Consider the following 25333-nt stretch of genomic DNA (forward strand, 5'->3'; position numbering starts at 1 on the left):
AAAAAGTTGAAAGCAAAAAATGATTACTAAAAAGTCTAAAAAATACACAAATGGGAAATAACAGTTCATTTATAAAAACAGAGGGGGTAATGGTTGCTCCTCTGAAAAGACAAAAATCGGGAAGTAAATGCAGGTTCTGCAACAACGAGTTGGAATACAGTGTGGTTGATTTGGGAATGTCGCCACTTTGCCAAAAACATGTTAAGCCGGAAAATGCCAATGATATGGAGAAGTTTTATCCGTTGCATGCATATATCTGTCATAATTGTTGGTTGATGCAACTTGAAGAATTTGCTACTCCCACTGAAATTTTTGCTGATGAGTACGCGTATTTTTCCTCTTACTCAAGCAGTTGGCTTGGACACGCCAGGAAGTATTCCGAAATGATGATCGAGCGCTTTGGATTTAGTTCCAACAGCCTGGTGGTAGAGATAGCAAGCAACGATGGTTATTTGTTACAGTGGTTTAATAAAGCCGGCATCCCTGTTTTGGGTATTGATCCTGCTGGTAATGTCGCTGAAGCCGCCAGAGAAAAAGGTGTTCGCACAGAAGTGGAATTCTTTGGCACTGAAACAGCGACAAAGTTATCGGGAAAATATGCAAAGGCAGATTTACTGCTTGGGAATAATGTACTTGCGCATGTTCCCGATATTAATGATTTTGTAAAAGGAATGAAAGTAATGCTCGCTGCCAAAGGTGTAATTACAATGGAATTTCCACATTTACAGCGACTTATAGAAGGGAATCAGTTCGATACCATTTATCACGAACATTTTTCCTATCTCTCATTTGTTGCAGTAAACAGAATTTTTGCACATCATGGAATAACCCTGTTTGATGTTGAGGAATTATCTACTCATGGCGGTTCAATCCGTATCTTTGGCAAACACTCCGATGATGACAGTAAAGAAGTTACTACCAGGGTAACAGAATTGTTGCAACGCGAAAAAGACCTTGGTTTTGAAACTCTTGAATATTATTCGCTATTTGAAGAAAGAGTGAAAGAAACCAAACGGAAATTACTCGATTTTTTAATTGAGGTAAAACGTGAAGGTAAAACGGTAGCCGGCTACGGTGCGCCCGGGAAGGGAAATACGTTATTAAATTATTGTGGTGTTCGAACAGACTTTATTGATTTCACTGTGGATATGAGCCCCCACAAACAGGATAACTTTTTACCCGGAACTCATATCCCGATTTTACATCCTGAAAAAATTAAAGAGACCCAACCCGACTATATTCTTATTCTTCCCTGGAATTTGAAGGAAGAAATAATGGCGCAACACAGCTATGTAAAGAGTTGGGGAGGCAAGTTCGTAGTACCAATTCCGGAGTTGAAAGTATTGGACTAATTGCATTTGCTGGTTTTAAAATTCATAAATCACATTTAGATGTTTAATTCCTTAAAATACAGTATGTTATGAAAGTCGTATTATTCTGTGGAGGCCAGGGAATTCGGTTGAGGGAATATTCCGAAACAATTCCTAAGCCAATGGTCAACATTGGATATCGTCCAATTTTGTGGGAAGTAATGAAATATTACTCATCTTTCGGACACAACGAGTTTATATTGTGTCTGGGATATAAAGCAGATGTTATTAAAAATTATTTTATCAATTATGACGAAACTGTATCGAATGACTTTGTTTATGCCAACGGAGGAAAGAGTATAGAGTTGATAAATTCAGATATAAGTAATTGGAAAATAACATTTGTAGATACAGGCCAAAGCGCAAATATCGGTATGCGGCTGATGAAGGTTCGTGAATATTTGAAGGATGAGGAAATGTTTCTTGCAAACTACAGCGATGGTCTGACCGATCTTAATCTTCTCGATATGATTAACTGGTTTTCAAAGAAAAAGGGGAAAACAGCTGCTTTTATGGTTTATCAGCCAAGCCAAAGTTTTCATGTGGTTAAAAGACGCAAGGACGGAACAGTGGATGAAATAAGTCCGATTGGGAACTCAGGTCTTCATTTGAATACCGGTTATTTTATATTCAGAAAAGAAATTTTTGACAATATAAATTACGGAGAAGATCTCGTGGAAGAGCCATTTAAAAGAATGATCCAAAAGAAGCAACTGGTTTCCTGGGAGCATAAAGGTTTTTGGGCAAGTATGGATACATTCAAAGATAAAAAACTACTTGATGATATTTATGCCAGCGGGCCAGCTCCCTGGGAGGTTTGGCGAAAAACAGAAGAGAGATTTGGCCGCCAGATAAATGAAGTAACACCTTTGGAACATGGTCCCAATTAGTTTTAAAAAAGACACTTCTCTAAGTATTCTTAGTTTGGGAGCACATTGTGACGATATTGAGATTGGCGCTGGTTGTTCGCTGTTAAAAATTTTTAGAGACTATAAAATTGAGAATGTAAATTGGGTTGTTTTTACATCCAATGAAATCAGAAAGAAGGAGGCAACAAATAGTGCCAATCAGTTTTTAAAACATATCTCAGAAAAGAAAATTTCGATAGAATCTTATCGCGATGGTTTTTTACCTTTTTATGCAGCGGAGATAAAAGAATATTTTGAAAGATTAAGAAAAGAGATTAATCCCGATATTATTTTTACTCATTATCGAAATGACAGACATCAGGATCATCGATTAATTAGTGATTTGACATGGAATACATGGAGAAACAATATGGTTCTTGAATATGAAATACCAAAATATGACGGCGATGTCGGAAATCCTAACTTTTTTGTTGAAGTTGATAAGGACTTATTAGACAAAAGGAATGGGATTTTAATGAAGAGCTTTGTTTCTCAGCACTCAAAACATTGGTTTAATGAAGATGTTTTTTCTGCATTACCTCGTCTTCGGGGAATGGAATCAGCAACTCAATTCGCTGAGGCTTTCTATGCTCGGAAAATTGTTTTTTAAGGATCAAAACAAAAACATTAAGATTTACTTATAGTAGAAATTTTAATCATTATTCTTAAATGCCTATGAAATGTTTAAACTGCCATAGCAATGAGGCAGAAAATTTTTATTTGATTAAAGATGCCCCCGTTCAGAGTATTGTTACAATAAAATCTTTAGAAGAAGCTGTAGCAATTCCTAAAAAGGATATTACTCTTGCGTTTTGTAAAAATTGTGGTTTTGTATTTAACAGTACATTCGACACTACCATCGATCATTATACAAAAGGATATGAGGATCAGCAGGGGTTTTCACCAACCTTTACGAAGTTTATCAATGATTTTACACAAAGGTTTATAGATAAATATGATATCTATGATAAAGATGTTATAGAAGTAGGCTGCGGGAAAGGAGACTTTTTAAACTTAATTTGTAAACTCGGGAACAACAGAGGGATAGGAATTGATCCTGCATATGTCCCCGGTAGGTCGGAGCCTAATCCGAATATCAGATTTATTAAAGAGTTCTATTCTGAAAAGCACGGAGACCTGCCCGCCGATGTTATTGTTTGCAGGCATACTCTTGAGCACATTCATGATACGGGTAATTTTCTAAGTACAATAAGAAGTTCTATTAAGAATAATAAAGAAGTTACTGTCCTTTTTGAAGTGCCAAGTATTGTTCGAATATTAAAAATAAATGCCTTTTGGGATATTTTTTACGAACACTGCTCATATTTCAGTGCTGGATCACTGGGCAGACTTTTTAGACTCAACGGATTCGAAATAATTGATATTTATGTCGAATACGATGACCAGTATCTTTTTATTGAAGCAAAACCGTCAAATGAAAAGATTGTCGGTAATATGCATTCGAAAGAAGAGGCTGTGCACGAATTGAAACAATATGTTGATCAGTTTGTTGTCAACATCAATAATCAACTTGAAGAGTGGGAAAAAAGACTTCTTATGCAAAAGAATGAGGGAAAGAAAGTCGTCATATGGGGTGGAGGATCCAAAGCAGTTGGTTTCCTGACACATTTTAATAAACTTAATGTAATTGAGCATGTAGTTGATATAAACCCCCATATACAAGACAATTTTATTCCGGGAATAGGTATACAATATAAAAATCCTGAGTTTCTGAAAGAGTATGTTCCCGACACGGTAATCATAATGAACGGAATTTATGAAAATGAAATTTCAAAGTCTCTTTCAGAAATGGGGTTATCACCGCAATTAATTTGTTTGTAGTTTTTCAGCACAACCAAATTGTTGGAATTTAATGAAATCCACACATCTATTAATAAAAAAACGAAATCATCGTGATTTCAAAATGTAAAAAGCAAAGTGGACAGCTTTGACTTAAAGTTCTCAATAGTAATGAGTTGGTTCGTTACTAGATCTATCTTGCTAAGACTAATTTCTGTTAAATTAAAAATTACTACAATGAAGAAATTTTTATCTCTATTATTTTTGTCCTTTGGCTTGGTTCAATTTTCTCACGCACAGGTTGTTGAGCTTATTGGTATTGGAGTTAAAGATGTAAGTTCCCCCATTTTGTACATACCCGATCCCGGGTCAGTCGATCATGTTGTGGTTGAAGCTGCAGGTGTTTTCAGGACATATAGGGGAGAACCTGAGCCAACTGATGTACAATTTTATGATAGCGATGAAACTCCCGCACCATCAGTATTCATTGAAGCTGTTGTGCAAAAAACAGTTCCTATTCCTGAACAAAAATGGGGGCATTATACCGCTACTTTTAACACAGTTGACGCTGGAGGTATAACTTTAAACAATGTTGGGCAGGAAGCATACATTGTATCTTTTACCGCCTATGTTTATCGTACTGGCGGTGCTGGTACCTACAGTGAAGCAAAAGGCGATCGCGCATTTTTGTATCAAAATGGTTCTGGAGATCCAGTGGTTTACAATTTTACCATTCCATATTCGTACAGCTCCCGTAATGTTGTTGTGTCAGTACCATTTTCTGATGTAAATGCCGACGGGCGTTATTCGATAATCGACGTTACTGCCGGGGCGGTGTCAGCACACGCTGAATTTGATGATAATAATATGGGTGAAAGACTGCACATTGAAACCGTAACAGTTGCTGATGTGCCAGGTGATGTTACTGAAGTTTCTGTTTCTATTTATTCTCCTAATAGGAACCTCGGCGACTCAAAAGAAGGAGATTCTTTTCTTACCAGTGCTGTCGTTTTGGCAACTTCGTATGACCAAGGATGTAACCTAACACAAGGGTATTGGAAAACACATGCCGATCCTTCAAAAAAGAAATATGATAGCACATGGGAGCTACTACCTTCCGGTCCTGCTACTGTATTTTTCTTGTCGGGGCAAACATGGCTTGAAGTATTTGATACACAGCCTAGAGGGAATGCGTATTATATCCTTGCTCATCAGTATATGGCTGCCGAGTTGAACGTTTTAAACGGTTCGTATGCTTCTTCTCAGATTGTAACTGCAATTGTTGATGCCTCGAGTTTGTTTAACACATATTCCCCTGCGGATATTGTTGCACTTGAGGGAGGAGACGCGCTAAGAGATCAGTTTATAACCTTAGGAGAATTGCTTGATGATTACAACAATGGAGAGCTTGGGCCAGTACACTGCGGTGATGATTCTGAGTCAGAAAAATCAGCTGTTTTGGATAATTCATTGGAAATTAATGAATTATCGGTATATCCAAATCCTATAAGAGGACACGCAACATTGTCTTTTAACCCTGTTTTTGACGGAAATGCAACAGTTGATGTGTTTAATTCATTGGGACAAAAAACACTTACATTATTTAATCAAAGTGTTGTAAAAGGTGTACCTGTGAGTTTCACATTTAGCAGCGGCCAATTAAAAGAAGGTCTTTATGTAATAACATTGCAAAACGGAATGAGCAGAGAAAGTATGAAGGTACAGATTAAATAAGTAAGATTTGATGCATAATTGCATGCTATCACTTTTACTTATTAGATTAAGTTAACTGACAGGATAAGTAGGAATGTCAATATAAAAGTTGACGTTCTTACTTCCTGTTTTCCTCCAAATTAGTTAAGGTTTATTCGGAAATATGAATCGCCTTATAACAAAAATGCAAAAATTAAATTATGAGTTTTACCGATTTGTTAACCATAGCAATGCCCGTATACGAAAGAAAGGAGTTTTTTGAAAAGGCGTTGGATAGTGCATTAAATCAAACAGTTAGGTGTAAGGTAATTGTGATGGACAACTGTTCATCTCACGATTTCTTTGAAAAAGTATGTAAGCAAAAAGGTGTAACATACTATCGAAATGAAAAGAATATAGGAATGGCTGGTAATTTTTCGAAAGGCTACCAACTTTCTCAAACAGAATATACACTCAATCTTCAGGATGATGACAGGCTGGCGCCAAATTATGTTGAAGCTTTTGTTGACGCAGTTACCAAACACCCTGATATTGATATTTTTTATTCTGATTTTGTCAGGGATACACCCAAAGGCGAATTACCGCACAAACATACGCTTCCTTTCGGATACATGAAGAGCGGTGAAAAAGTTATTGAATACGGTATAAAATATAAGTTGGGATTTCCTTATGTCGCAAGTTCAATACGAAATACGAAAGCTTTTAAATACGAAGAAATTGCAGGAAATATTGGAAGTTATGACTGGGAGTGGATCTATTCTGTGGCCGATAAATATTCTTTTTATGGAGATTCACGGCGGCTTTACTATTTTCGTGATCATGATATGCAGGATACCAAAGTAAATTCGATGATTTACAGGTTTACATTGCCCTATATTTACGACAAGATTTTGCTTGGAAAAGCCGCTAATAAGAAATTACAGAAACGAGCACAAAAGAATGCCTTCTGGGAACTAATGCACTTAAAATCACTTGCGTCAAAGAAAGAAATAGAAGAATTGATAAAAGGAGGGACAAAATATCATATCTATCTCAAAGAAAAGTTAGACGATGACCATTTGGTAAAGACAATTTTTGCCGCTCCTCAAAAGCCTTTCAATCTGGCTTTTAAGTCGTTGTTGAAATTAGGGTTGATAGCTTAAATCTCCATTAAGAAAGATAGTTATGCAGGCAGCAAATAGAGTGGCATTAAATACAGGAATCCTTTACGGAAAAATGATGATAACTGTATTTATTTCGCTTTATTCAACACGACTCATTTTGGCAGCACTGGGTGCTGATGACTATGGGATTTTTAATGTCATTGGAGGAGCTATTTCAATGCTCACTTTTTTTAACTCTGCGATGACTTCCGCCACCCAGCGTTTTATGTCATACGCACAGGGAGAAGGAGATGAAGATAAGCAAAGAAGCATTTTTAATGTAAGTGTTGTATTACATATAATTATTGGCTTTTTAATCGTAATAATACTTGAAATTGCTGGGAAGATATTGTTTAACGGAGTCCTTAATATTGACTCTGCCCGGATGGATGTCGCAAAGCTTATTTATCAGTTTTTGATTGTAAGTACTTTTGTTAATGTTATAACGGTTCCGTATAACGCAGTAGTGAATGCCCATGAAAATATGTTATTCGTTGCAATTTTAGGAATCATAGAATCCCTCTCAAAATTGGGAATAGCTTTTTATGTGACTTATGCAGATAATGACAAACTTGCTTCATATGGCTTTCTTATGGCCTCATTGGCCATCTTTTTACTACTGATTACGAGAGTCTATTGCCATAGGAAATATAGCGAAGTCAGCATCAAAATTAGAAAGTATTATAATAAAAGTCTTTTTAAAGAAATGACATCGTTTGCCGGATGGAGCTTTCTCAATAGTGCAACAAGCTTAGTTACAATGCAGGGAATGTCAATTGCCTTAAATTCTTTTTTTGGAACCATTGCAAATGCTGCTCAGGGTATTGCAAATCAGATATCGGGACAGTTAATGGCTTTTTCAACAACAATGTTGAAGGCTTTGAATCCGGCTTTGGTGAAAAGCGAAGGGAGTAAAAATCGAAAACAGATGATTAATATTACAATGACAGGATCAAAGTTTTCATTTATTCTGCTTTCTTTCTTTGCGGTTCCTTTTTTACTGGAAACTCCCTATATCTTGGAGGTTTGGTTAAAGGACGTGCCGGAATGGGCAATTATTTTTTGTCGTTTGGAGTTGATTCGAAATCTGATATTGCAGCTCATTGTTGTGGTTCAGACAGGAATAGGAGCTGAAGGAAGAATTAAGAATTTTTCTATTGTTCGAAGCATTTCCTACGTTTTACCGCTTCCCCTGGCCATTCTGTTTTTTTCTTTAGGTTTTTCCCCTCCTACCATGTATATTTTGTGGATTGCGTGTTGGAGCGTGGGAGGAGTTTTTATTGTACTATTTTATGCAAAACGAAATTTCGGATTGTCCATAAGAGATTACAACAAGCAGGTGGTTCTGCCCTCAGGGTATTTATTTGTAATAACATCTGCATTAGGTGCTTTACCTTTATTTTTTATGGAAAGCGGATTTTTAAGACTTATGCTTGTACTCGTTCTTTCAAGTAGTGCTTTTCTATTTTCACTTTGGTTTATTTCGCTTAATTCCATTGAAAAAGATTTAATTAAGTCGATTATTCGGAAAATATCTGACAAGTATTTTAAAAAATTAAAGTTAAGTCAAATTAAGTCGTAAGATCAGATGGATAAGAAAAAGAAAATTAACGTTGGGATTCTGACTTTGCCATTTAACAGTAACTATGGAGGTATACTTCAAACCTATGCTTTACAGACCTACTTAAAAGAAAAGGATTATAATGCGATTCATATTTACCGAGATTTTCCCGAAAAAAATAAACTGGTCCAGATAGTTAAGGACCTGGCAAAGTTTTTAACTGGAAAAACATTAGTAAGGAAGGCAAAAGCTCATTATCCTTTCCAGTTCTTCGATAAATATGTAAATCCAAAGACCAGGAGAATACGCACTATTTCTGACTTTAAGGATTTGAAAAGATATAATTTTTCGACCATTATTGTAGGGAGCGATCAGGTTTGGAGAAAAGAGATTGCTTATGGCGCATTGAAAATGAATTTTTTTCTTGATTTTGCGGGGAAAAGTACGAATAAAGTTTCTTATGCAGCCTCCTTTGGACTTGATTCCTGGCAATTCGATAAAGAAGAAACCGAACAAATAAAAAAACAAATACTAGCTTTTAAAGCTGTTTCGGTTCGTGAAAAATCAGGTGTTCAATTGTGTGAAAATCACCTTGGAATAAAAGCAACTCATGTCATTGATCCGGTAATGTTGCTCCCGAAAGAAAAATATTTCGATCTTTTATATGATGAGGAGAAAGATGCAAATGGCGATTGTTTGGTTTACTTACTTGATTTTACTGAGCAAAAACAGGCAATTGTTAATGAAATTTCAAGTAAGTTGAACTATAAAACTTATGCAGTAAACAAAGATATTGTAAAATTGGGTTTCCGATTTAAGCCTTCAGTAAAAAGCTGGTTGAAAGGTTTTCGCGACGCCAGATTTGTTGTCACCGACTCTTTTCACGGCTGTTTATTTTCGATAATTTTTAATAAACCGTTTTTAATAATTGGTAATGAAAAACGCGGACTTGCCAGATTTAATTCATTGTTAAGCGATTTTTCTTTGCTTGACAGAATGATTTTAGCTGGAGACAAAAATTATCTGGAAATCATAGAAAAACCAATCAATTGGGACACCATAAATAAAACCTTAAACAAAAGAAGAGAAGAAGCTTATCAGTTTCTCTCAACAAACATTAATTAATGTTTGCTGTTTAAAAGTTAATTGATTTTTGCTGATTCGTTGATTCAGATATTTTAAATTAGTTATGAGTAAATCGGTGCAGGCAATTTTAAAAACTTTACGAGGGGTTCATGCAAAAGTATTTGGTACGCCTATTATTGATGTAGACAAATATATGCTTAATGACCACGATAAGGCAGCCAATATTATTTATGATTTTTTGACTGATGATAAACCCCGGATGATTGCCCGGTTTGGAGCGAATGAACTTTCTTGTTTGGTAAACTACAGAGGAGTTGTTGAAAACGACAGAAATATGCTCAGGTATATTCGTGGAAAATCAATCGAGTGGTGGTGGAATGAGAATATTATTCAGTTGATGCATACCGGAGCCGGATTTTTTCCTCCGGAAGTGGATAAAATTGAAAAGTTTTGTAAACTTATGATGGACGACATTTCATACATCGATGCGCTAGGTTCTTGGCTTCCAAGTGAAAAAAAGTTTGACGAAGAATTGAAACATGTTCTGAAACTAAATCTCTTAACACTCGATCCGTATTGGGCTGCAAAACCATGGACACGAGCTTTGGAAGGGAAAAAAGTTCTCGTTGTTCACCCCTTTGCAAAAACGATTGAAAATCAATATTCAAAAAGAAAAAATTTATTTGACAACAATTTACTGCCTGATTTTGAGCTGAAAACGATAAAAGCAGTTCAAAGTATTGCTGGTAATGAGACACCTTTTCGTGACTGGTTTGAAGCACTGGATTTTATGAAAGATCAAATAGACCGGATTGACTGCGATATTTGCCTGATTGGAGCCGGAGCTTATGGTTTCCCTTTGGCAGCGCATGTTAAACGGTCGGGGAAAAAAGGTTTTCATATTGGAGGAAGTTTGCAATTATTGTTCGGAATAAGGGGGAAACGCTGGGAAGAAAATTATCATCATGTTTATAAATATGAAAGCTTGGTTAATGAATATTGGGTGAGACCCGGAGAAGATGAGAAACCTGCTAATGCCGAACTTGTAGAAAATGCTTGTTATTGGTAATATACTGTTGTTTGATTTTGTTAAGCCTTTGTAACTAATATACTTTATCCTTTGAACGAAAACATCTATTATCTCTGTTAAAAAATTAAAAGAATGACAACTAACTTTTTAAAATTTAATATTTTATGATGAAAGTTCTTTGGATAACAAATACTCTTTTTCCTGCTGCATGTGAAGAATTAGATATTCCTGCTCCGGTGGTTGGTGGCTGGATGCATTCTGCTGCTAATGCCATTCAAAAGTATTACAAAAACGAACTGCAGCTTGGGATTGCAACTCCATATGCAGGAGATGAATATAAAACTTTTAAAGCGAGCGGAATTAGCTATTTTTTGATTCCCGGACCTCAGAAAGCTCATTTGTATGATACTGAAATGGAGATTTACTGGAAACAAGTAACAAGTGAGTTTGCACCCGATGTTGTACACATTTACGGAACAGAATATCCGCATGGATTATCATATGTAAATGCTTGCGGCGGAGATAATGTTGTGGTATTTGTGCAGGGGATGGTGAGTGTTTATGAAAGATATTACTTTGGTTCTATTCCCGAAAAAATTCTACGCGAAAATGTTTCATTGCGAGACAGGATTAGAAAAGATTCCCTTTTTCAGCAACAAAAAAATATGCAAATACGCGCAGAGTACGAAAAGGAATTGTTAAAAAAGGTAAATCATATTATCGGTCGCACTGGTTGGGACAGGTCGCACATTTGGGCTATCAATCCAAAAGCAAAATACCATCATAATAACGATACGCTTCGGGCGGTATTCTACAATTATGAGTGGTCTGTTGATAAAATTGAGAAGCATAGTATTTTTTTAAGTCAGGGGCATTACCCAATTAAAGGACTTCACCAGATGATTAAAGCTATTCCTTTGATTTTGAGGAAATATCCAGATTTGAAAGTTTATGTTGCAGGGAATAACTTTTTCTCAGGTGTAAAAAAATGGAAAATAAGTGGTTACGGGAAATATATCCTGTCTCTTATCGAGAAGTATAATGTAAAAGACCAAATCGTTTTTACTGGAATATTGACGGAAGACGAGATGTGTAAAAGATATCTTAAGTCGAATGTTGTTGTTTGCCCTTCTTCAATAGAAAACAGTCCCAACTCGGTTGGAGAAGCTCATATGTTGGGAGTCCCGACTATCGCTTCTTATGTAGGCGGAATAACAGATTTAATAGAGGATAATAAGACGGGGCTGCTGTATCGGTTTGAAGAATATGAAATGTTAGCACAGGCGGTAAATAAAATTTTTGATGACCAGAATTTTGCAGTTTCTCTTTCAAGCGCTGCAAAAAAGCCGGCGATAACAAAATATTCCACCAGAAAAAATGCAGATGATATCTTTTCAATTTATCAGCAGGTATGCAAAAATTAGTTACATACGCTTATAAAGCGGTTCGGAGAATTTTAATCGGATTTTGGCTATTGCTGTGTAAACCTGTTACTTGGTTTATATTTTATGGTAACAATATAAGATTCGGTAAATTTTCAACCAGCGGAATTCCTTTTGTTAGTGTTGCTTTTGGAGGAGAATGTAGCATTGATGATAACTTAAAAATGAATAATGGAAATATTGGAAATCCGATCGGCAGACCTCAGCGATGTGTACTGTTTGTAGATAAAGGAGCAAAGCTCGAAATTGGTAAAAATGTTGGGATAAGTTCCGCAGCTATTGTGGCATATAAACATATATCGATAGGGAACAACGTAAAGATTGGAGGTGGTGTTTGTATTTATGATTCGGATTTTCATTCAATCGATGCGTCAATTCGGAATAATCCTGAAAAAGATTTGGTTCAAAAAAATAATAAACCAGTTGTTATCGGAGATAATGTGTTTATTGGTGCCCATTCCCTATTATTAAAAGGAATAACTATAGGAGAAAATTCGATTATTGGTGCCTCTTCAGTTGTAACTAAAAATATTCCACCCAATGAAATATGGGCTGGGAATCCCGCTGTTTTTATAAAATCGATTTAATTGTATGGTAAGAACAAGTGTTTCGAAATTAATTCCATTTACTATATTGCCTGTTGCAGTTTTTTCAGTGCAGATGTTTACACGTCTGCCCATTGGTAACACCGCAATGTGGTGGATGATTCAGTTTGGCATAATTGTTTTGTTCTTTTGGGAAGCAAGATTTGGTTTGTACAAGCTTAAAGATCTTAAACTTATACTTTTTGTGAAATTGTATTTGTTATGGAATTTGATAAGTATTGGCAGGGGTATCTTTTTTGCGGAAAATTACTGGCATTACAAGAATTTAGTTGGAATGGGTTTGACGCTATTATTGCCGGTACTGGTTTACATTACATTAAATAACAGGCTTGTTCAGGACATATTGGCGTTTTTTATCAAATACACCTTGCCGTTTGCATTGCTTGTTTTCCCTTTTACACCTACAGGAGCCTGGGGGTGGTACTTGTTTCCTGTTAGTCTTTTAATGCTTTTTTTTCCTGCTTTATCTATGCGGAATAAATTGTTGTTACTTTTTATTTCGGCCGTTGCGATATTGGGAGACTTAACTACAAGGAGTTTTTTAATAAAATACTCTGTGCCACTGTTTTTGGTTATAGGTTTTTTTTATATGAGGTTTTTTAAGCTTTCCGGTGTTATTATGGAGTTTACCCGAATACTTTTAATTGCTGCGCCAATAGTGTTTTTTGTTTTAGGCGTTACTGGCAAATTCTTGATTTTCAATATGGGAGACTACATTAAAGGTGATTACAAAGCATCAACTGTAAATACAAGCGGAGAAGCAGTTGAAGCAGACTTAACTGGTGATACACGTACTTTTCTCTATGTTGAAGTTATGGAGTCGGCATTTAAGTATGATTATTGGCTATTGGGAAGAACGCCAGCGAGAGGAAACGAAACAAAATGGTTTAAAACCGAAATGACCCGGTTATATGGATCCCCTGAGCGAATGAGAAATGAGGTTGGAATCTTAAATATTTTTACTTGGACTGGCATCGTGGGAGTAGTTTTGTATTTCCTTATTTTGTTCCAGGCTAGTTTTCTGGCAGTAAATCGATCCAATAATATTTATGCAAAAATTTTGGGCATTTTTATTGCATTTAGATGGGCCTATGGCTGGGTTGAAGATTATCAGGCTTTTGATGCAAACAATTTTGTGCTCTGGTTGGCCATTGGGCTTTGTTTATCCTCCTCTTTTAGAGCGATGACTGATATTGAAGTTAAATTGTGGCTTTGGGGAATATTCAAAAAAGAATACAGTTGGGTGTATCGCTATTATGTGCATGGAGTAACTTACTAGCTGTCTTTTTTGCTTTTAAAAAATAAAATGACAATATATACGCGATCGAAAATAGGGGTGCTTTTAACCTGTTTTAACAGGAAGGAAAAGACAATGGCCTGTTTGAGTGCTTTTTTTAAAGCAACTAATCTTGTTTCGGGAGTCAATTTTGATGTTTTTTTGGTTGATGATGGTTCAACCGATGGGACAAGTGAAGCTGTTAAAAATACTTTCCCAGGCGTAAAGACTATTAAAGGCTCCGGTAATTTATTTTGGAATGGAGGAATGAGGTTAGCTTGGAGTGAGGCCGCAAAAAATCAATATAATTTTTATATGTGGCTCAATGACGATACGATTCTCTCTGAGTATGCCTTGAATGAAATGCTTGAATGTTATAGCTTGGCTGAGGGAAAAGACCAAAAGCCAGCTCTTATTGTAGGGGCTTGCGTAACGTCAGGCAATTCTGGAAGATTTTCATACGGAGGTAGATCAGATGAAGAAACACCTGTTATTCCAAATGGCGACTTACAGTCGTGTAAATATATTAATGGGAATATTGTTTTGGTCGCCGACAGAATATTTGAAGAGCTTGGTAATTTGTCTTCAGACTATACGCACGCTATGGGCGATATTGACTATGGTTTAAGGGCTCTTAAAAAAGGATTTAGCTTATACACAACCCGAAACTATGTTGCCGTTTGTGAGCTAAATGAAATGCCGGCATGGCACGATCCTAAATTCCCATTCTCAAAACGATGGGAGTTGGTGCATTCACCCAAAGGATTGAACTTAAAAGAATACAATAAATTCAGAAAAAAGTTTTGGGGAAGGAAATGGATAATATATGCATTTAAAGTTTACTTGAAGGTAATCTTCCCTCAGGTTTATAACAGGTTATTAACCTTGAAATAGATTAAATATGCTTGCACCAATTTGTTTATTTACATATAAACGTTTACCTGAAACAAAACAGACTGTTGAAGCGCTAAAAAGAAATGATCTTGCTTCAGAAAGTAATTTGATTATTTTCTCTGACGGTCCTAAAAATGACGCCGACAGCAGTAATGTTGATGCAGTGCGCCAGTATTTGCATTCTGTGGAAGGATTTAAGTCGGTTAAAGTTATTGAGTCAAAAGAAAACAGAGGTTTGGCAAGATCGATTGTGAGCGGAGTTACGAGTATTGTTGAACGTTATGGGAAAATTATTGTTTTGGAAGATGATATTGTAACTGCTCAAGGGTTTCTAAAATACATGAACGATGCCCTTGAGTATTATTGCGACAAAAATGATGTAATGCAGGTTTCCAGTTTTATGTTTTCAATCGATTCGGAAAATTTGCCGGACACTTTTTTTTACCAGGCGAATACATGTTGGGGCTGGGGGACCTGGAAACGTGCCTGGAAGTATTATTCTGATGACGCAGAAGAACTTCTAAATAAGTTAAAAACAAAAGGCATTGGATGGGAACATTATAATTCCTATCAGGGAAAAGAATTTCAGAAACAGTTGATTGGCAATATAAAAGGTTCCATGAAGACATGGGCTGTAAAATGGCATTCAGTAATGAAACTGCATGACGGGAAGGTTTTACATCCTAAAACAAGCTATGTGCAAAATATTGGGTTTAACGGAACCGGCGAAAATTGTGGAGTTGGAGATATTGAGGGATTGATTAATAATAAGCTGGATCTTGACGTTACCGATGCTGAAAAATACAAGGAAAATGAAGCCATAGAAAGACTCAAAGTATATTTCAAAAACAGGTATTCTTATCGGAATAAAATAAAAAGAAAACTAGCCTACTATTTTAAGTAATGATGAATAGCAAAGACGTTTGTATTGTAATTCCTGTATACAGAGATAAGATGTCGGAATCCGAAAGGCTTTCTTTTGACAGAACATTAAATGTTTTCAGTAAAAGGGAAATACGCCTGATTGGACCGAAACAATTAAATGCTTATTTTGCGAAACTTTCTGAGCAACATGAAAATGTTTCGTTTACCGTTTTCCCGGACTTTTATTTCAAAAAGATTTCAGGCTACAATCGTTTGTTGATGAGTTCTGATTTTTATCAAAAATTTTCTGACTTTGAATACATTCTAATTTGTCAACTCGATGTTTTTGTAATCAAAGATGAACTCGGCCTCTGGATTGAAAAAGGAAAAGATAATATAGGTGCCCCCATCTTTGAAGGTTATACGAAACCCTCATTGGAATTTAAAAAAGGAAATAACGGAGGTTTTTGTTTACGAAGGACAAAATCGTGCATAAAAGTTTTGTCGCAGATTCGAAATTATTATTCGCCTTTAACAGCTTTGTGGAAAATGGAAAGCAAGTTGAACTGGAGGTTATTTAGAGTAGTAAGAGATGGATTGATATACAATTATAAAACAAAAATATTAAAACCGATAATCAATGAAGATGTGTTTTGGTCTGTAATTGTCCCTGAAAGATTTTCTTGGTTTAAGGCTTGTGAACCGGAAGAAGCAAAATATTTTGCATTTGATGCAAACCCTAAATATTTATTTCAGGAATGTAATTATCAGTATCCTATGGCAATACATGCCTGGTTGAGATACGACAAACCTTTCACGATGGATTTGATAAATCAATTTTAAACAATTTTTCAGATCAAAATTTAAAAGTTTAAAGGAATGGGAGTAGCAGAAAATATGACATTTGTAAATTCTGTATCAGGAGAATTGTCGTTTGTTGACACAATTGGATTTAATGTTTTTTCGGACGAACTATCCAAAATACCTATAAACTCCGGATCTAAAGTTATAAATACTATAAGCCCAAATTCATATGGGATATCAACAAAAGATCAAGATTTTAAGAATGCATTGAAGCAAACGGATTATTTGGTTTTGGATGGAGTATATTTTGCCTTTTCTTCATTGTTGTTGAAGGGTAAGAATATTAAACGCAACCAGGGCCCCGATGTGTTTTACCATTTTATGTCGCGGCTGAACGAAAAAGGAGGAAAAGTGTTTTTTCTGGGCTCAACAGAAAATACACTTCAAAAAATCAGAGAGCGGACGAGAGATGAATATCCTAATTTGGTTGTGGAAACTTATTCACCGCCGTTTAAACCTGAATTTTCTAAAGAAGATAATCTTGAAATGGTTGCGCGAATAAATGCATTTCAGCCTGATATTCTTTTTGTTGGGATGACCTGCCCAAAGCAGGAAAAATGGACAGTTAAACACAAAAATGAGCTAAAGGCAGGTTTAATTGTTGCTATCGGAAACGTATTTGATTGGTTTGCCGGAACACAAAAACCAATTCATCCTATCTGGTTTAAACTGAGAGTGGGATGGTTAGTAAGAATATTTATCAGACCCGAAATATTTAGAAGAAATATAGGAAACCAAATGCTATTCTTTTGGCATGTAATATTAATTTTTTTGAAATTGAAGAAATATGATTAAAGGAGCAATTACAGGCCTCGGAAAAATGGGGCTTTCGCATGCAGCTATTGTTGGAGCTCATCCAAAAGTTGACATGGTGGCTGTTTGCGATACATCTTCCCTGGTTTTAAATGCATTCAATAAATTTAGCAAAGTAAAAACCTACACCGATCATCAAAAAATGATTGATGTAGAAAAACCCGACTTTGTGGTTATAGCAACTCCCACCAAATTTCACTTCCCGATGGTTAAATATGCGTTGGACAACGGAGTGCATGTGTTTTGCGAAAAGCCTTTTACGCTAACAGCTGAAGAAGGGAAAGAACTTACGGATTTGGCGGTTAAAAATAGCTTAGTAAACCAGATTGGTTTTCACAACCATTTTATTGGTACCTTCCGCGAATTAAAAAGGCTGCTTCAGGAAGATGTATTGGGAGAATTGGTTCATTTTAGCGGAGAAGCATACGGGCCTGTTGTAACCAAAGAAAAAGGATCTACATGGCGTTCCAACTCGGCAGAAGGCGGTGGTTGTCTTTACGATTATGCTTCGCACGTTATTAATCTTATCCAGGAAATTATTGGAAGACCTGAGAAAATTCAGGGTACACTATTAAAAAGTATTTACTCAAAGGGAGTTGAAGATGCTGTTTTTTCGCTGCTTAAACTAAAAGGGGGGGTAAGCGGAACTTTGCTTGTAAACTGGAGCGATGAAACTTACCGCAAAATGTCAACTTCAATAACAGTACAGGGGAAAAACGGGAAGATCGTTTGCGATGCAACAGAAATAAAAATTTATTTGAAAAAAGCAGTTCCCTCTGAAAATCTTGAAAAAGGCTGGACAATTAAATATATTACTGATTTTGCAATCCCCGTTGATTTTTATTTGCGCGGAGAAGAATATAGCGCACAAATCGACTATTTTGTTGATTGTGTTGAACAAAGCCGGCAATCAGAATACAATTCTTTTGAACAGGCAATGTACACCGATTCTGTAATTGAAATGATTTTAGAGGACGCTAAAAAATAGAAACAATGGAGAAAGTACTTTTTGGAGATAACCAGTTTTTTGCAGTAAATCATCTTTCCGACGAAAAATCAAGAGCACAGTCAATCAGGTTTAAAGATGATTCATCAATTATCAGAGTGTTGGACCAAACCATATCGCTTGGTATCAATACTTTTATGTGTACCACTCACGACAGAATAGCTAATATTTGCGATCATATCCGGAATAACCCGGAAACTTATAAGGATTATAAAATTTATCCTTGTATGCCGTATGCCCACAAATATGCTAACGCAGTCACTGAATTGGGCATCGTTGGAACCATAAAACAATATGTTCCGGGTAATATCTTCGGAACTTTTGCCAAAGGTGGACTTGCATATTTAAACAAAGACTTTATCAAGCTGATGGAGTTGTTGGTTGATGCAGAAATGAAAATGTTCGCCGGAATTTCAACACCAGTAATTTTTATTCAGAATGTGCTGGTAGATTTAATTCTTGGCCTGAAGATGTACGATGTATTTGCTGCATACGATTCTTATATTCGAAAAAAATATAACAGCGAGCCAGGCTATATTACAATGAATATGCCTGCATTGCTTGATGCTTTGAATTCAGTGGGAATAGAAAATCCGATTATTTGTTCTTCAATAAATAAAATTGGTTTTCGTATGTCAGGAGGAAAAGAGATTTATGAAAAATATCTGAACGAAAAAGAATTCAGACCGATAGCTATGCAGGTGCTGGCAGCCGGAGCATTAAGACCCAAAGAAGCAATGGAATATATCGGACAGTTTCCAAAAATTGAATCTGTTCTTTTTGGTGCTTCAACAAAAGCCCATATTGAAGAAACAAAAAATCTGATTGAAATAAATTTGGAAAAAAGGATATTTTATTCGTAACTTGTATGAGCAATAAAACCTTCAAACATTTATATCCAATTATTAAATATATGGTTGTGGTTTATTGTATTGTTTGCCGGTGTTTGGCACTGGTGTTTTAATAAGAGGAAGGCGAATTGATAAAAATAAGGGGTAATCATTTGTCATTCTTTCTTTGAAAATGTATGATTGAATCTTTAAATTTTAAGTCATGATTAAAGAAAGGGAACCAGCTTTAGAAAGGATGAGCGTCATCGCCCAGGTTTTTTGGACGCTAGTAAGTTTTTATTTCTTACTATGGTTCGAGGGAATTGTTACAATAGATAATTTTCTTGAAACAAGAGACCATTTTGTGTTGGGTATCGTAATAATACCAGTATGGTTTACTATGCTCGAAATGTTCGAAATGGGAACAATGGGGCGTATGCAGAAGTACAGAACGATTTTGAAAAAGTATTTGTTTCTAATTCCTATTGGTTCGTTTGTACTATTTATAATGATTCATCTGTTTGATTTTAATTCCATCACGGGAACAGATTTGATGAAATTTGCAATACTTGACTTTCTTGTTTTATCCATCCAAAAAGTTATTGGAAGAATGGTAATCCGCTCGTTTCGTAAGAAAGGTTACAACACACGAATGCTGTTGCTTATTGCTGACGAAACAGGCGCCTCATTTATACGACAAATAATTGAAACAGACGATTGGGGATATCGAATTTGGGGGATAATAACAGATTCGGATGAAATAAAGATAGAGTTTGGAGATAAATATGCTATGTATCCTGATAATGAGGACTTTGCTCGTTTGATTGATGAGAAGGTAATTGATGATGTGTTTTTCTGTAAGCAGGATTTTAATACCAATGTGGTACGAAAGCTTGTTAACGAATGCAGAGAAGTTGGTGTTGGATTCCATCTCCACAATAAGGTCTTAGCGTTTGGTGGACTGGATCCAAAACTTTCATTTTTGAACCGTCAGTTCTTCCTTTCTTTCAGAAATACTCCTGAGAACTACATTGCCTTAAAAATTAAAGGTGCTGTCGATTTTTTTATGGCTACTGTAATTTTGATTCTGGTATCGCCTGTTATGCTGGCCATTGGCTTATTAATCAAGCTGGAAGACGGCGGCCCTGTATTCTTTAAGCAGGTTAGGGTTGGAAAACATGGACGATTATTTAAGTGTTTGAAATTTAGAACGATGGTGACAAATGCTGAAGACCTAAAGGAAAAGCTGATGGAATTAAACGAACAGGATGGTCCGGTTTTTAAAATAAAAGATGACCCAAGAATTACAAAGGTTGGCAAATTTTTACGAAAGACATCTTTAGATGAACTTCCACAGTTTATTAATGTGTTGGTAGGCGATATGTCAATCGTTGGACCAAGGCCTCCGGTACCGTCAGAAGTGAAACAATATAAACGAAGTTTGAATAGGAGATTAAGTGTTAACCCGGGAATTACCTGTACCTGGCAGGTATCCGGCCGAAACAATATCCCTTTCGACAGGTGGATGGAAATGGACATGGAGTATATTGACAATTGGTCGTTAGGACTCGACTTTATTATTATCCTAAAGACTTTTAAGGTGGTTTTTTCAAGTAACGGTCAATAAATAAAAAGGGACAAAAAGATCTTCAAAGTTCAACAATAATTTTTTTCGCGTGTTATTTTGAATAAAATGTGTGTTTTCTATGAAAGAAAAATGAAAATCAGCAACACGATATTATTTGTTAGTAAATCAATATTTTACCCATGAAGAGAATACTAATATTTTATTTTGCATTATTAACTGTAATCTTTCTGACTTCGTGTAGAAGTTCAAAAGATTTGACGATGTTTCAGGATCTTCGAGACAACGTTAGTTTGTACAAGATTCCAGAAAAAGCTCCCGAATATTTTATAAAGCCGTTTGACAATCTTTATTTAAGTATTCTGACTCTCGACCCTCAGGTTAATCAATTATTTAATCCCAGCACAGCAGGAGGAACAGGTGTTGCTTCCGGTACGCAGCAAATGTATGGCGATCGTGCAAGTCAATATATTAATGGTTATATGGTAACAGAAGAGGGATTTATCACACTTCCTATTTTAGGGCAAATTGCTGTAGCTGGCTTAAATTTGCAAGAAGCACAGGAACGTATCAAGCAAAGGGCTGAGGAATATTTAAAAGAGCCTAATGTGAAAGTTAAAGTGCTTAATTTTAAGGTTAACGTTACCGGAGAGGTTGAACAGCCAGGACTTTATTACAATTACGAAGGGAGTTTGAATATTATAGATGCGCTCAGCATGGCAAATGGAATTACGCAATTTGCTGATTTGCAAAACGTATTGGTAATAAGGCATAATGAAGATGTAACAAAGACATATAATCTGAATCTAACCGACAAAAGTGTTTATCTGTCTGATGTATTTTATTTGCAGCCAAATGATATTGTTTACGTTAAACCAAATAGGTTTAAGCGCTCTAGTGAAAACAACAATATTTATTCGCTCATTCTTTCAACAGTATCAACCATCCTGGTAGCTGCCACTGTAATCTCAAATTATTAAAATCGAACACCATGGAGAAAATAGATGAAATAATTAGTTTAATAGACGCGTACGAAAAGAAGCAAACTAAAAACTATTTCCTGAAATATTTAAAGAAGTGGCCGTGGTTTTTGGCATTGTGTGTAATCGGTGTCGGCCTAGGATTTTTTAAATATAAAAATTCACCTAATGTATATCAGGTTGGCAGTAGGATCTTAATCAAAGGACAGGAATCCAGTATTGGCAATGTTTTTACAATGGACAACCCTCTCATGTCGATGGGGAAGAAATCAAACATTGAAAATCAGATTGGAATTTTGCAATCGTATACTTTATATCAAAAAGCGCTGCAAAATCTAGACTGGCAAACCAGTTGGTATAAAAAGGAATTGTTGTACAATAAGGAACTATATAATAGCGCGCCTTTTGATCTGGTCATTCCTCCTAATGCAAGAAATGCCGAACAGGTAATGATTGAAATAGAGCCATTAAATGATAAACAGTTTAGTATTAAAATTGAAGGTGAAACTGCATTAAATGGATATTGGCAGGCTATTGAAATAGAACAGACGATGAATTTTGGTGAACCTTTTTCTAACGAATTTTTCAACTTTACAGTGAATTCAGGAAACGGAAGACCAGAAGAAGTTTATTACTTAAAATTTAATAACCTTAATTCATTAACCAAACAATATTTGGGAAAAACTGAGATTGGGTTGGAGGACATTAATTCAGATCTTATATCAATAAGTATTACCGGAGTAACGCCCAGAAAAGAGGCTGATTTTATTAATGAGCTTAACAATGTTTTTGTTCAGTTTGGAGTTCAAAATAAAGTGAAAAATTCTGATAATTCAATGGAGTTTATTGACTCTCAACTGGACCGCATTCAAAAATCGCTTAAAACCGCTGAAGACAATTTTAGTGATTACCGTAAGAATAATCAGGTAATGAATCTTACACAAGAGGCGCAACTTGTTTACGCAAAGCTTGAAGAAATTGAGAATGAGCAATATATGACAGAGATGCAGTACGACTATTATAACGATTTGCAGCAATATCTCGATGATTCGAAGAAGATCGAAGAGATGGTAAATCCTTCTGTAATTGGAATCACCGATGCAAATTTAACCAACATGCTCAAAAAGTTGATGGATTTATATAGTCGAAGAGAGGTTTTGTCTATGAGCGTTCAAGAAAAAAATCCAAGTTTAATAATGCTTGAAAAAGAAATACAGATTGCCCGTGATGGACTAAATGAAACTTTGAAGAATCAGCTAAAAACAACAGAGACGAAGCTGGAAAGCATAAAAGAGCGTTATGCCTCTGTTCAGGATCGGTTAAAAAAACTTCCTGAAACCGAGAAAAAGATGATTGGAATTCAGCGTGAGTTTGATCTTAATAATGACCTGTATACCTATATGTTGCAAAAAAAGGCTGAGGCATCTATTTCCAAAGCCTCAATAGCTCCCGAAGTTCAGGTTATCGATCCGGCAAGAATTGAGGCAGCAACTATGGTGGGGCCAAGCATGGTAAAAAATGTCGGATTGGGATTCTTCGGTGGTTTTTTCATCACCTTTGCCGTTATTACTTTAATTGGGTTCTTTAATAATAAGATTGAAACACGTGAAGAAATTGAAAAAGGAACGAAGCTTCCTGTTCTTGAGGGGATTATTCAGCACAAATATAAAGTGAAACTTCCTGTTATTCATCACCCTCGTTCTGGAATTGCTGAATCGTTCCGGGGGATAAAGTCGAACCTAAATGCCATATTAGAGCAACCGGGAGCAAAGGTTGTATCTATTAACTCGCTTGTCCCTGGTGAAGGAAAGTCTTTTATTTCATCAAATTTCTCTGCTATTTTAACTAAAACAAATAAAAAGGTATTATTAATAGGAGCAGATCTTCATAAACCTACGCTTCACAATTATTTGGACATGAAAGAGGCCCCTGGCTTAAGCGATTATCTTCAGAATGAAAAAAGTATAGAAGAGATTATTTTGCCTACTAATGTTCCAAATTTATCGTTTATTCAGGCAGGACCTGTTCCTGCAAATCCTTCTGATTTGATTGATGGTGATAAACTCGGGAAATTGGTAGACAGGGCGAGGAAAATTTATGATTATATTATTATTGATAATGCTCCGTTGTTGCTTGTTCCTGATGCTATTATAACCAGCAGATTTTCAGATGTCAGTTTATTTATTTTGAGAATCAACCACAGCCATAAGGATCAAATCGGGCAGATCAATAAAATTGTTGATTTTAATAAAGTAGAAAAGGCAGCAGTTGTGATAAATGAGACGCCTGACAGAGGTTATGGATATGGAAATAAATATTGGAAAAAGGGATATGGTGAATATAAAGGCAAAATGAGTATTGCCTAGGATTGGAGAGTTGAAACTTTACCCACTTAAATTAAATATGGTTATAGCAGTTGATTTTGATGGAACTATTGTAAAACATAAATATCCGGCTATTGGGAAAGAAATTCCCTATGCTATAAAAGCTTTAAAATTGTTTCAGGAGAGAGGACACAGGCTAATCCTCTGGACATACAGAGCCGGTGAGGATTTGGAAAAGGCAGTAGAATTTTGTGAAAAGAGGGGATTATTTTTTTATGCGGTGAATAATAATTTTGAAGGAGAAGAATTTGACGGTACATATAGCCGGAAAATATATGCAGATCTTTATATAGATGACCGCAATATTTTGGGGTTACCTGATTGGAAAGAGTTGTATGAGACAATGAAAAAAGAAGATTCAGAAAAATCAGATAAAGCAAAAGAAGGGAAGTTTAAATTTTAGGTTGTCTATTTAATTATTGAATAAAAAGAAATTAAATAAAAGATCACTCAAGTAAAAAGCCGGATTTTTAAATCCGGCTTTTTACTTGATACTATTAAATCCTCACTTTTTAAAGATGTGTGAGATATTTAATCAGCACGTCTGTCCAACAGATTTTTATATGTCACTCAACGATTAATTTTTTTATGCTTGCCTGATTGTTGCTAACTGAACGGATGAAATACATTCCCGGAGTCAATTTGTTTATATCAATTCTTGTAATCATCGCTTCTACATTGGCGTTGTAAACAACCTGTCCGTTGCCACTTAGTATCTCAATAGTAGTTCCCATATCCGGTATACTTGGATAATCAATAGTAACAGAAGAATTTGCGGGATTTGGATAAATAATAAACTCTCTTTGCGATTCAAAATCGTTAAAATCAAAGGCACTTGCATCAGTAGTAAGGTTGCTTGCTTTTGACGCATTATTATTTTTATTGTTACTGTTTCCTTTTTGGACAGTGAGAATTGTTACAACAGTGCTGTCGCAACCTGTGGAAGAAGTTAAAATTCTAACATATTCACCCTCTTCGGTCCACTCAAGATAGTTTTCACCTTTTTGGATAGTAATTTCTTCGGTGATTTCATATGTCGGATTTACAGTTAATTCGGTAGTAACAATACTGTCGGCTCCGTTGGAAGCAGTAAGAGTACGTTGATATGTACCTGTTTCTGTCCAACCGAGGTATTCGCTTCCCTGGCAAATTTCAATACTTTCAGTAGAGTAAACCGTTT

At 35.8% G+C, this 25333-nt stretch carries 23 protein-coding genes; 22 read left to right on the forward strand and 1 reads right to left on the reverse strand.

Annotation, left to right across the window (positions count from 1 at the left end):
• Positions 1-50 precede the first annotated feature (50 nt).
• The 22 genes from K5G00_RS22600 to K5G00_RS22705 all read left to right on the forward strand — a co-directional run bounded on the left by K5G00_RS22600 (position 51) and on the right by K5G00_RS22705 (position 24556).
• Entirely contained in the window at positions 51-1352 is a 1302-nt protein-coding gene (locus K5G00_RS22600; protein ID WP_238768741.1) for a class I SAM-dependent methyltransferase, read from the forward strand.
• Positions 1353-1420: 68 nt separating this feature from the next.
• A complete protein-coding gene (locus K5G00_RS22605; protein WP_238768742.1) occupies positions 1421-2260 on the forward strand; it encodes a sugar phosphate nucleotidyltransferase in 840 nt (279 codons plus the stop codon).
• Positions 2247-2888: a PIG-L deacetylase family protein gene (locus tag K5G00_RS22610; RefSeq protein WP_238768743.1), complete on the forward strand. Its 642-nt coding sequence runs from the start codon at positions 2247-2249 to the stop codon at positions 2886-2888. The genes K5G00_RS22605 and K5G00_RS22610 overlap by 14 nt, the downstream gene beginning before the upstream one ends.
• Before the next feature lie 65 nt (positions 2889-2953).
• On the forward strand, positions 2954-4120 hold the full coding sequence (locus K5G00_RS22615) for a class I SAM-dependent methyltransferase (RefSeq protein WP_238768744.1): 1167 nt from the start codon (positions 2954-2956) through the stop codon (positions 4118-4120).
• A gap of 195 nt (positions 4121-4315) precedes the next feature.
• On the forward strand, positions 4316-5812 hold the full coding sequence (locus K5G00_RS22620) for a T9SS type A sorting domain-containing protein (protein WP_238768745.1): 1497 nt from the start codon (positions 4316-4318) through the stop codon (positions 5810-5812).
• 179 nt (positions 5813-5991) lie between these two features.
• Positions 5992-6933 (forward strand): glycosyltransferase family A protein, encoded by a 942-nt coding sequence (locus K5G00_RS22625; protein ID WP_238768746.1) that lies wholly within the window; start codon positions 5992-5994, stop codon positions 6931-6933.
• 22 nt (positions 6934-6955) lie between these two features.
• A complete protein-coding gene (locus K5G00_RS22630; protein ID WP_238768747.1) occupies positions 6956-8515 on the forward strand; it encodes an MATE family efflux transporter in 1560 nt (519 codons plus the stop codon).
• 6 nt (positions 8516-8521) lie between these two features.
• Entirely contained in the window at positions 8522-9619 is a 1098-nt protein-coding gene (locus K5G00_RS22635; protein WP_238768748.1) for a polysaccharide pyruvyl transferase family protein, read from the forward strand.
• Between the two features lie 64 nt (positions 9620-9683).
• Positions 9684-10649 (forward strand): hypothetical protein, encoded by a 966-nt coding sequence (locus K5G00_RS22640; protein ID WP_238768749.1) that lies wholly within the window; start codon positions 9684-9686, stop codon positions 10647-10649.
• A gap of 125 nt (positions 10650-10774) precedes the next feature.
• Complete coding sequence (locus K5G00_RS22645; RefSeq protein ID WP_238768750.1) at positions 10775-12034, forward strand: glycosyltransferase family 4 protein; 1260 nt, start codon at positions 10775-10777, stop codon at positions 12032-12034.
• Positions 12022-12639, forward strand: coding sequence for an acyltransferase (locus K5G00_RS22650; protein ID WP_238768751.1), 618 nt, complete (start codon positions 12022-12024; stop codon positions 12637-12639). Before K5G00_RS22645 ends, K5G00_RS22650 begins: the two co-directional genes overlap by 13 nt.
• A 4-nt stretch (positions 12640-12643) precedes the next feature.
• A complete protein-coding gene (locus tag K5G00_RS22655; protein ID WP_238768752.1) occupies positions 12644-13936 on the forward strand; it encodes a hypothetical protein in 1293 nt (430 codons plus the stop codon).
• A gap of 27 nt (positions 13937-13963) precedes the next feature.
• On the forward strand, positions 13964-14827 hold the full coding sequence (locus K5G00_RS22660; RefSeq protein ID WP_238768753.1) for a glycosyltransferase family 2 protein: 864 nt from the start codon (positions 13964-13966) through the stop codon (positions 14825-14827).
• 7 nt (positions 14828-14834) lie between these two features.
• Positions 14835-15731, forward strand: a complete 897-nt coding sequence (locus tag K5G00_RS22665) for a glycosyltransferase (RefSeq protein WP_238768754.1) — start codon at positions 14835-14837, stop codon at positions 15729-15731.
• The gene (locus K5G00_RS22670) at positions 15731-16534 is read left to right on the forward strand and encodes a DUF5672 family protein (protein WP_238768755.1); all 804 of its coding nucleotides are present in this window, start codon (positions 15731-15733) and stop codon (positions 16532-16534) included. The genes K5G00_RS22665 and K5G00_RS22670 overlap by 1 nt, the downstream gene beginning before the upstream one ends.
• A gap of 36 nt (positions 16535-16570) precedes the next feature.
• Positions 16571-17350 (forward strand): WecB/TagA/CpsF family glycosyltransferase, encoded by a 780-nt coding sequence (locus tag K5G00_RS22675; RefSeq protein WP_238768756.1) that lies wholly within the window; start codon positions 16571-16573, stop codon positions 17348-17350.
• Positions 17343-18356 (forward strand): Gfo/Idh/MocA family protein, encoded by a 1014-nt coding sequence (locus K5G00_RS22680; RefSeq protein ID WP_238768757.1) that lies wholly within the window; start codon positions 17343-17345, stop codon positions 18354-18356. The genes K5G00_RS22675 and K5G00_RS22680 overlap by 8 nt, the downstream gene beginning before the upstream one ends.
• Positions 18357-18361: 5 nt before the next feature.
• Positions 18362-19237: a hypothetical protein gene (locus K5G00_RS22685; RefSeq protein ID WP_238768758.1), complete on the forward strand. Its 876-nt coding sequence runs from the start codon at positions 18362-18364 to the stop codon at positions 19235-19237.
• Positions 19238-19427: 190 nt separating this feature from the next.
• Positions 19428-20831, forward strand: a complete 1404-nt coding sequence (locus tag K5G00_RS22690; RefSeq protein ID WP_238768759.1) for a sugar transferase — start codon at positions 19428-19430, stop codon at positions 20829-20831.
• Between the two features lie 140 nt (positions 20832-20971).
• Entirely contained in the window at positions 20972-21769 is a 798-nt protein-coding gene (locus K5G00_RS22695; RefSeq protein ID WP_238768760.1) for a polysaccharide biosynthesis/export family protein, read from the forward strand.
• Between the two features lie 11 nt (positions 21770-21780).
• Positions 21781-24135 carry a GumC family protein gene (locus K5G00_RS22700; RefSeq protein WP_238768761.1) on the forward strand — a complete coding sequence of 785 codons (2355 nt, stop codon included), beginning with the start codon at positions 21781-21783 and terminating at the stop codon, positions 24133-24135.
• A 37-nt stretch (positions 24136-24172) separates the two neighbouring features.
• Positions 24173-24556, forward strand: coding sequence for a BT0820 family HAD-type phosphatase (locus K5G00_RS22705; protein ID WP_238768762.1), 384 nt, complete (start codon positions 24173-24175; stop codon positions 24554-24556).
• 163 nt (positions 24557-24719) lie between these two features.
• Here K5G00_RS22705 and K5G00_RS22710 read toward each other — a convergent pair.
• Positions 24720-25333 (reverse strand): T9SS type A sorting domain-containing protein (locus K5G00_RS22710; protein ID WP_238768763.1); only part of this gene is annotated, 614 nt, incomplete at its 5' end.

The organism is Maribellus maritimus, assembly GCF_022267315.1.
Classification (GTDB): Bacteria; Bacteroidota; Bacteroidia; order Bacteroidales; family Prolixibacteraceae; genus Draconibacterium; species Draconibacterium maritimum.

Coding starts and splice junctions, on each gene's coding strand:
- K5G00_RS22630 (WP_238768747.1), top strand. CDS start 6,956: ATGCAGGCAGCAAATAGAGTGGCATTAAATACAGGAATCCTTTACGGA.
- K5G00_RS22600 (WP_238768741.1), top strand. CDS start 51: ATGGGAAATAACAGTTCATTTATAAAAACAGAGGGGGTAATGGTTGCT.
- K5G00_RS22640 (WP_238768749.1), top strand. CDS start 9,684: ATGAGTAAATCGGTGCAGGCAATTTTAAAAACTTTACGAGGGGTTCAT.
- K5G00_RS22615 (WP_238768744.1), top strand. CDS start 2,954: ATGAAATGTTTAAACTGCCATAGCAATGAGGCAGAAAATTTTTATTTG.
- K5G00_RS22665 (WP_238768754.1), top strand. CDS start 14,835: ATGCTTGCACCAATTTGTTTATTTACATATAAACGTTTACCTGAAACA.
- K5G00_RS22625 (WP_238768746.1), top strand. CDS start 5,992: ATGAGTTTTACCGATTTGTTAACCATAGCAATGCCCGTATACGAAAGA.
- K5G00_RS22705 (WP_238768762.1), top strand. CDS start 24,173: ATGGTTATAGCAGTTGATTTTGATGGAACTATTGTAAAACATAAATAT.
- K5G00_RS22675 (WP_238768756.1), top strand. CDS start 16,571: ATGGGAGTAGCAGAAAATATGACATTTGTAAATTCTGTATCAGGAGAA.
- K5G00_RS22700 (WP_238768761.1), top strand. CDS start 21,781: ATGGAGAAAATAGATGAAATAATTAGTTTAATAGACGCGTACGAAAAG.
- K5G00_RS22690 (WP_238768759.1), top strand. CDS start 19,428: ATGATTAAAGAAAGGGAACCAGCTTTAGAAAGGATGAGCGTCATCGCC.
- K5G00_RS22685 (WP_238768758.1), top strand. CDS start 18,362: ATGGAGAAAGTACTTTTTGGAGATAACCAGTTTTTTGCAGTAAATCAT.
- K5G00_RS22660 (WP_238768753.1), top strand. CDS start 13,964: ATGACAATATATACGCGATCGAAAATAGGGGTGCTTTTAACCTGTTTT.
- K5G00_RS22670 (WP_238768755.1), top strand. CDS start 15,731: ATGATGAATAGCAAAGACGTTTGTATTGTAATTCCTGTATACAGAGAT.
- K5G00_RS22620 (WP_238768745.1), top strand. CDS start 4,316: ATGAAGAAATTTTTATCTCTATTATTTTTGTCCTTTGGCTTGGTTCAA.
- K5G00_RS22610 (WP_238768743.1), top strand. CDS start 2,247: ATGGTCCCAATTAGTTTTAAAAAAGACACTTCTCTAAGTATTCTTAGT.
- K5G00_RS22655 (WP_238768752.1), top strand. CDS start 12,644: ATGGTAAGAACAAGTGTTTCGAAATTAATTCCATTTACTATATTGCCT.
- K5G00_RS22635 (WP_238768748.1), top strand. CDS start 8,522: ATGGATAAGAAAAAGAAAATTAACGTTGGGATTCTGACTTTGCCATTT.
- K5G00_RS22645 (WP_238768750.1), top strand. CDS start 10,775: ATGATGAAAGTTCTTTGGATAACAAATACTCTTTTTCCTGCTGCATGT.
- K5G00_RS22650 (WP_238768751.1), top strand. CDS start 12,022: ATGCAAAAATTAGTTACATACGCTTATAAAGCGGTTCGGAGAATTTTA.
- K5G00_RS22695 (WP_238768760.1), top strand. CDS start 20,972: ATGAAGAGAATACTAATATTTTATTTTGCATTATTAACTGTAATCTTT.
- K5G00_RS22605 (WP_238768742.1), top strand. CDS start 1,421: ATGAAAGTCGTATTATTCTGTGGAGGCCAGGGAATTCGGTTGAGGGAA.
- K5G00_RS22680 (WP_238768757.1), top strand. CDS start 17,343: ATGATTAAAGGAGCAATTACAGGCCTCGGAAAAATGGGGCTTTCGCAT.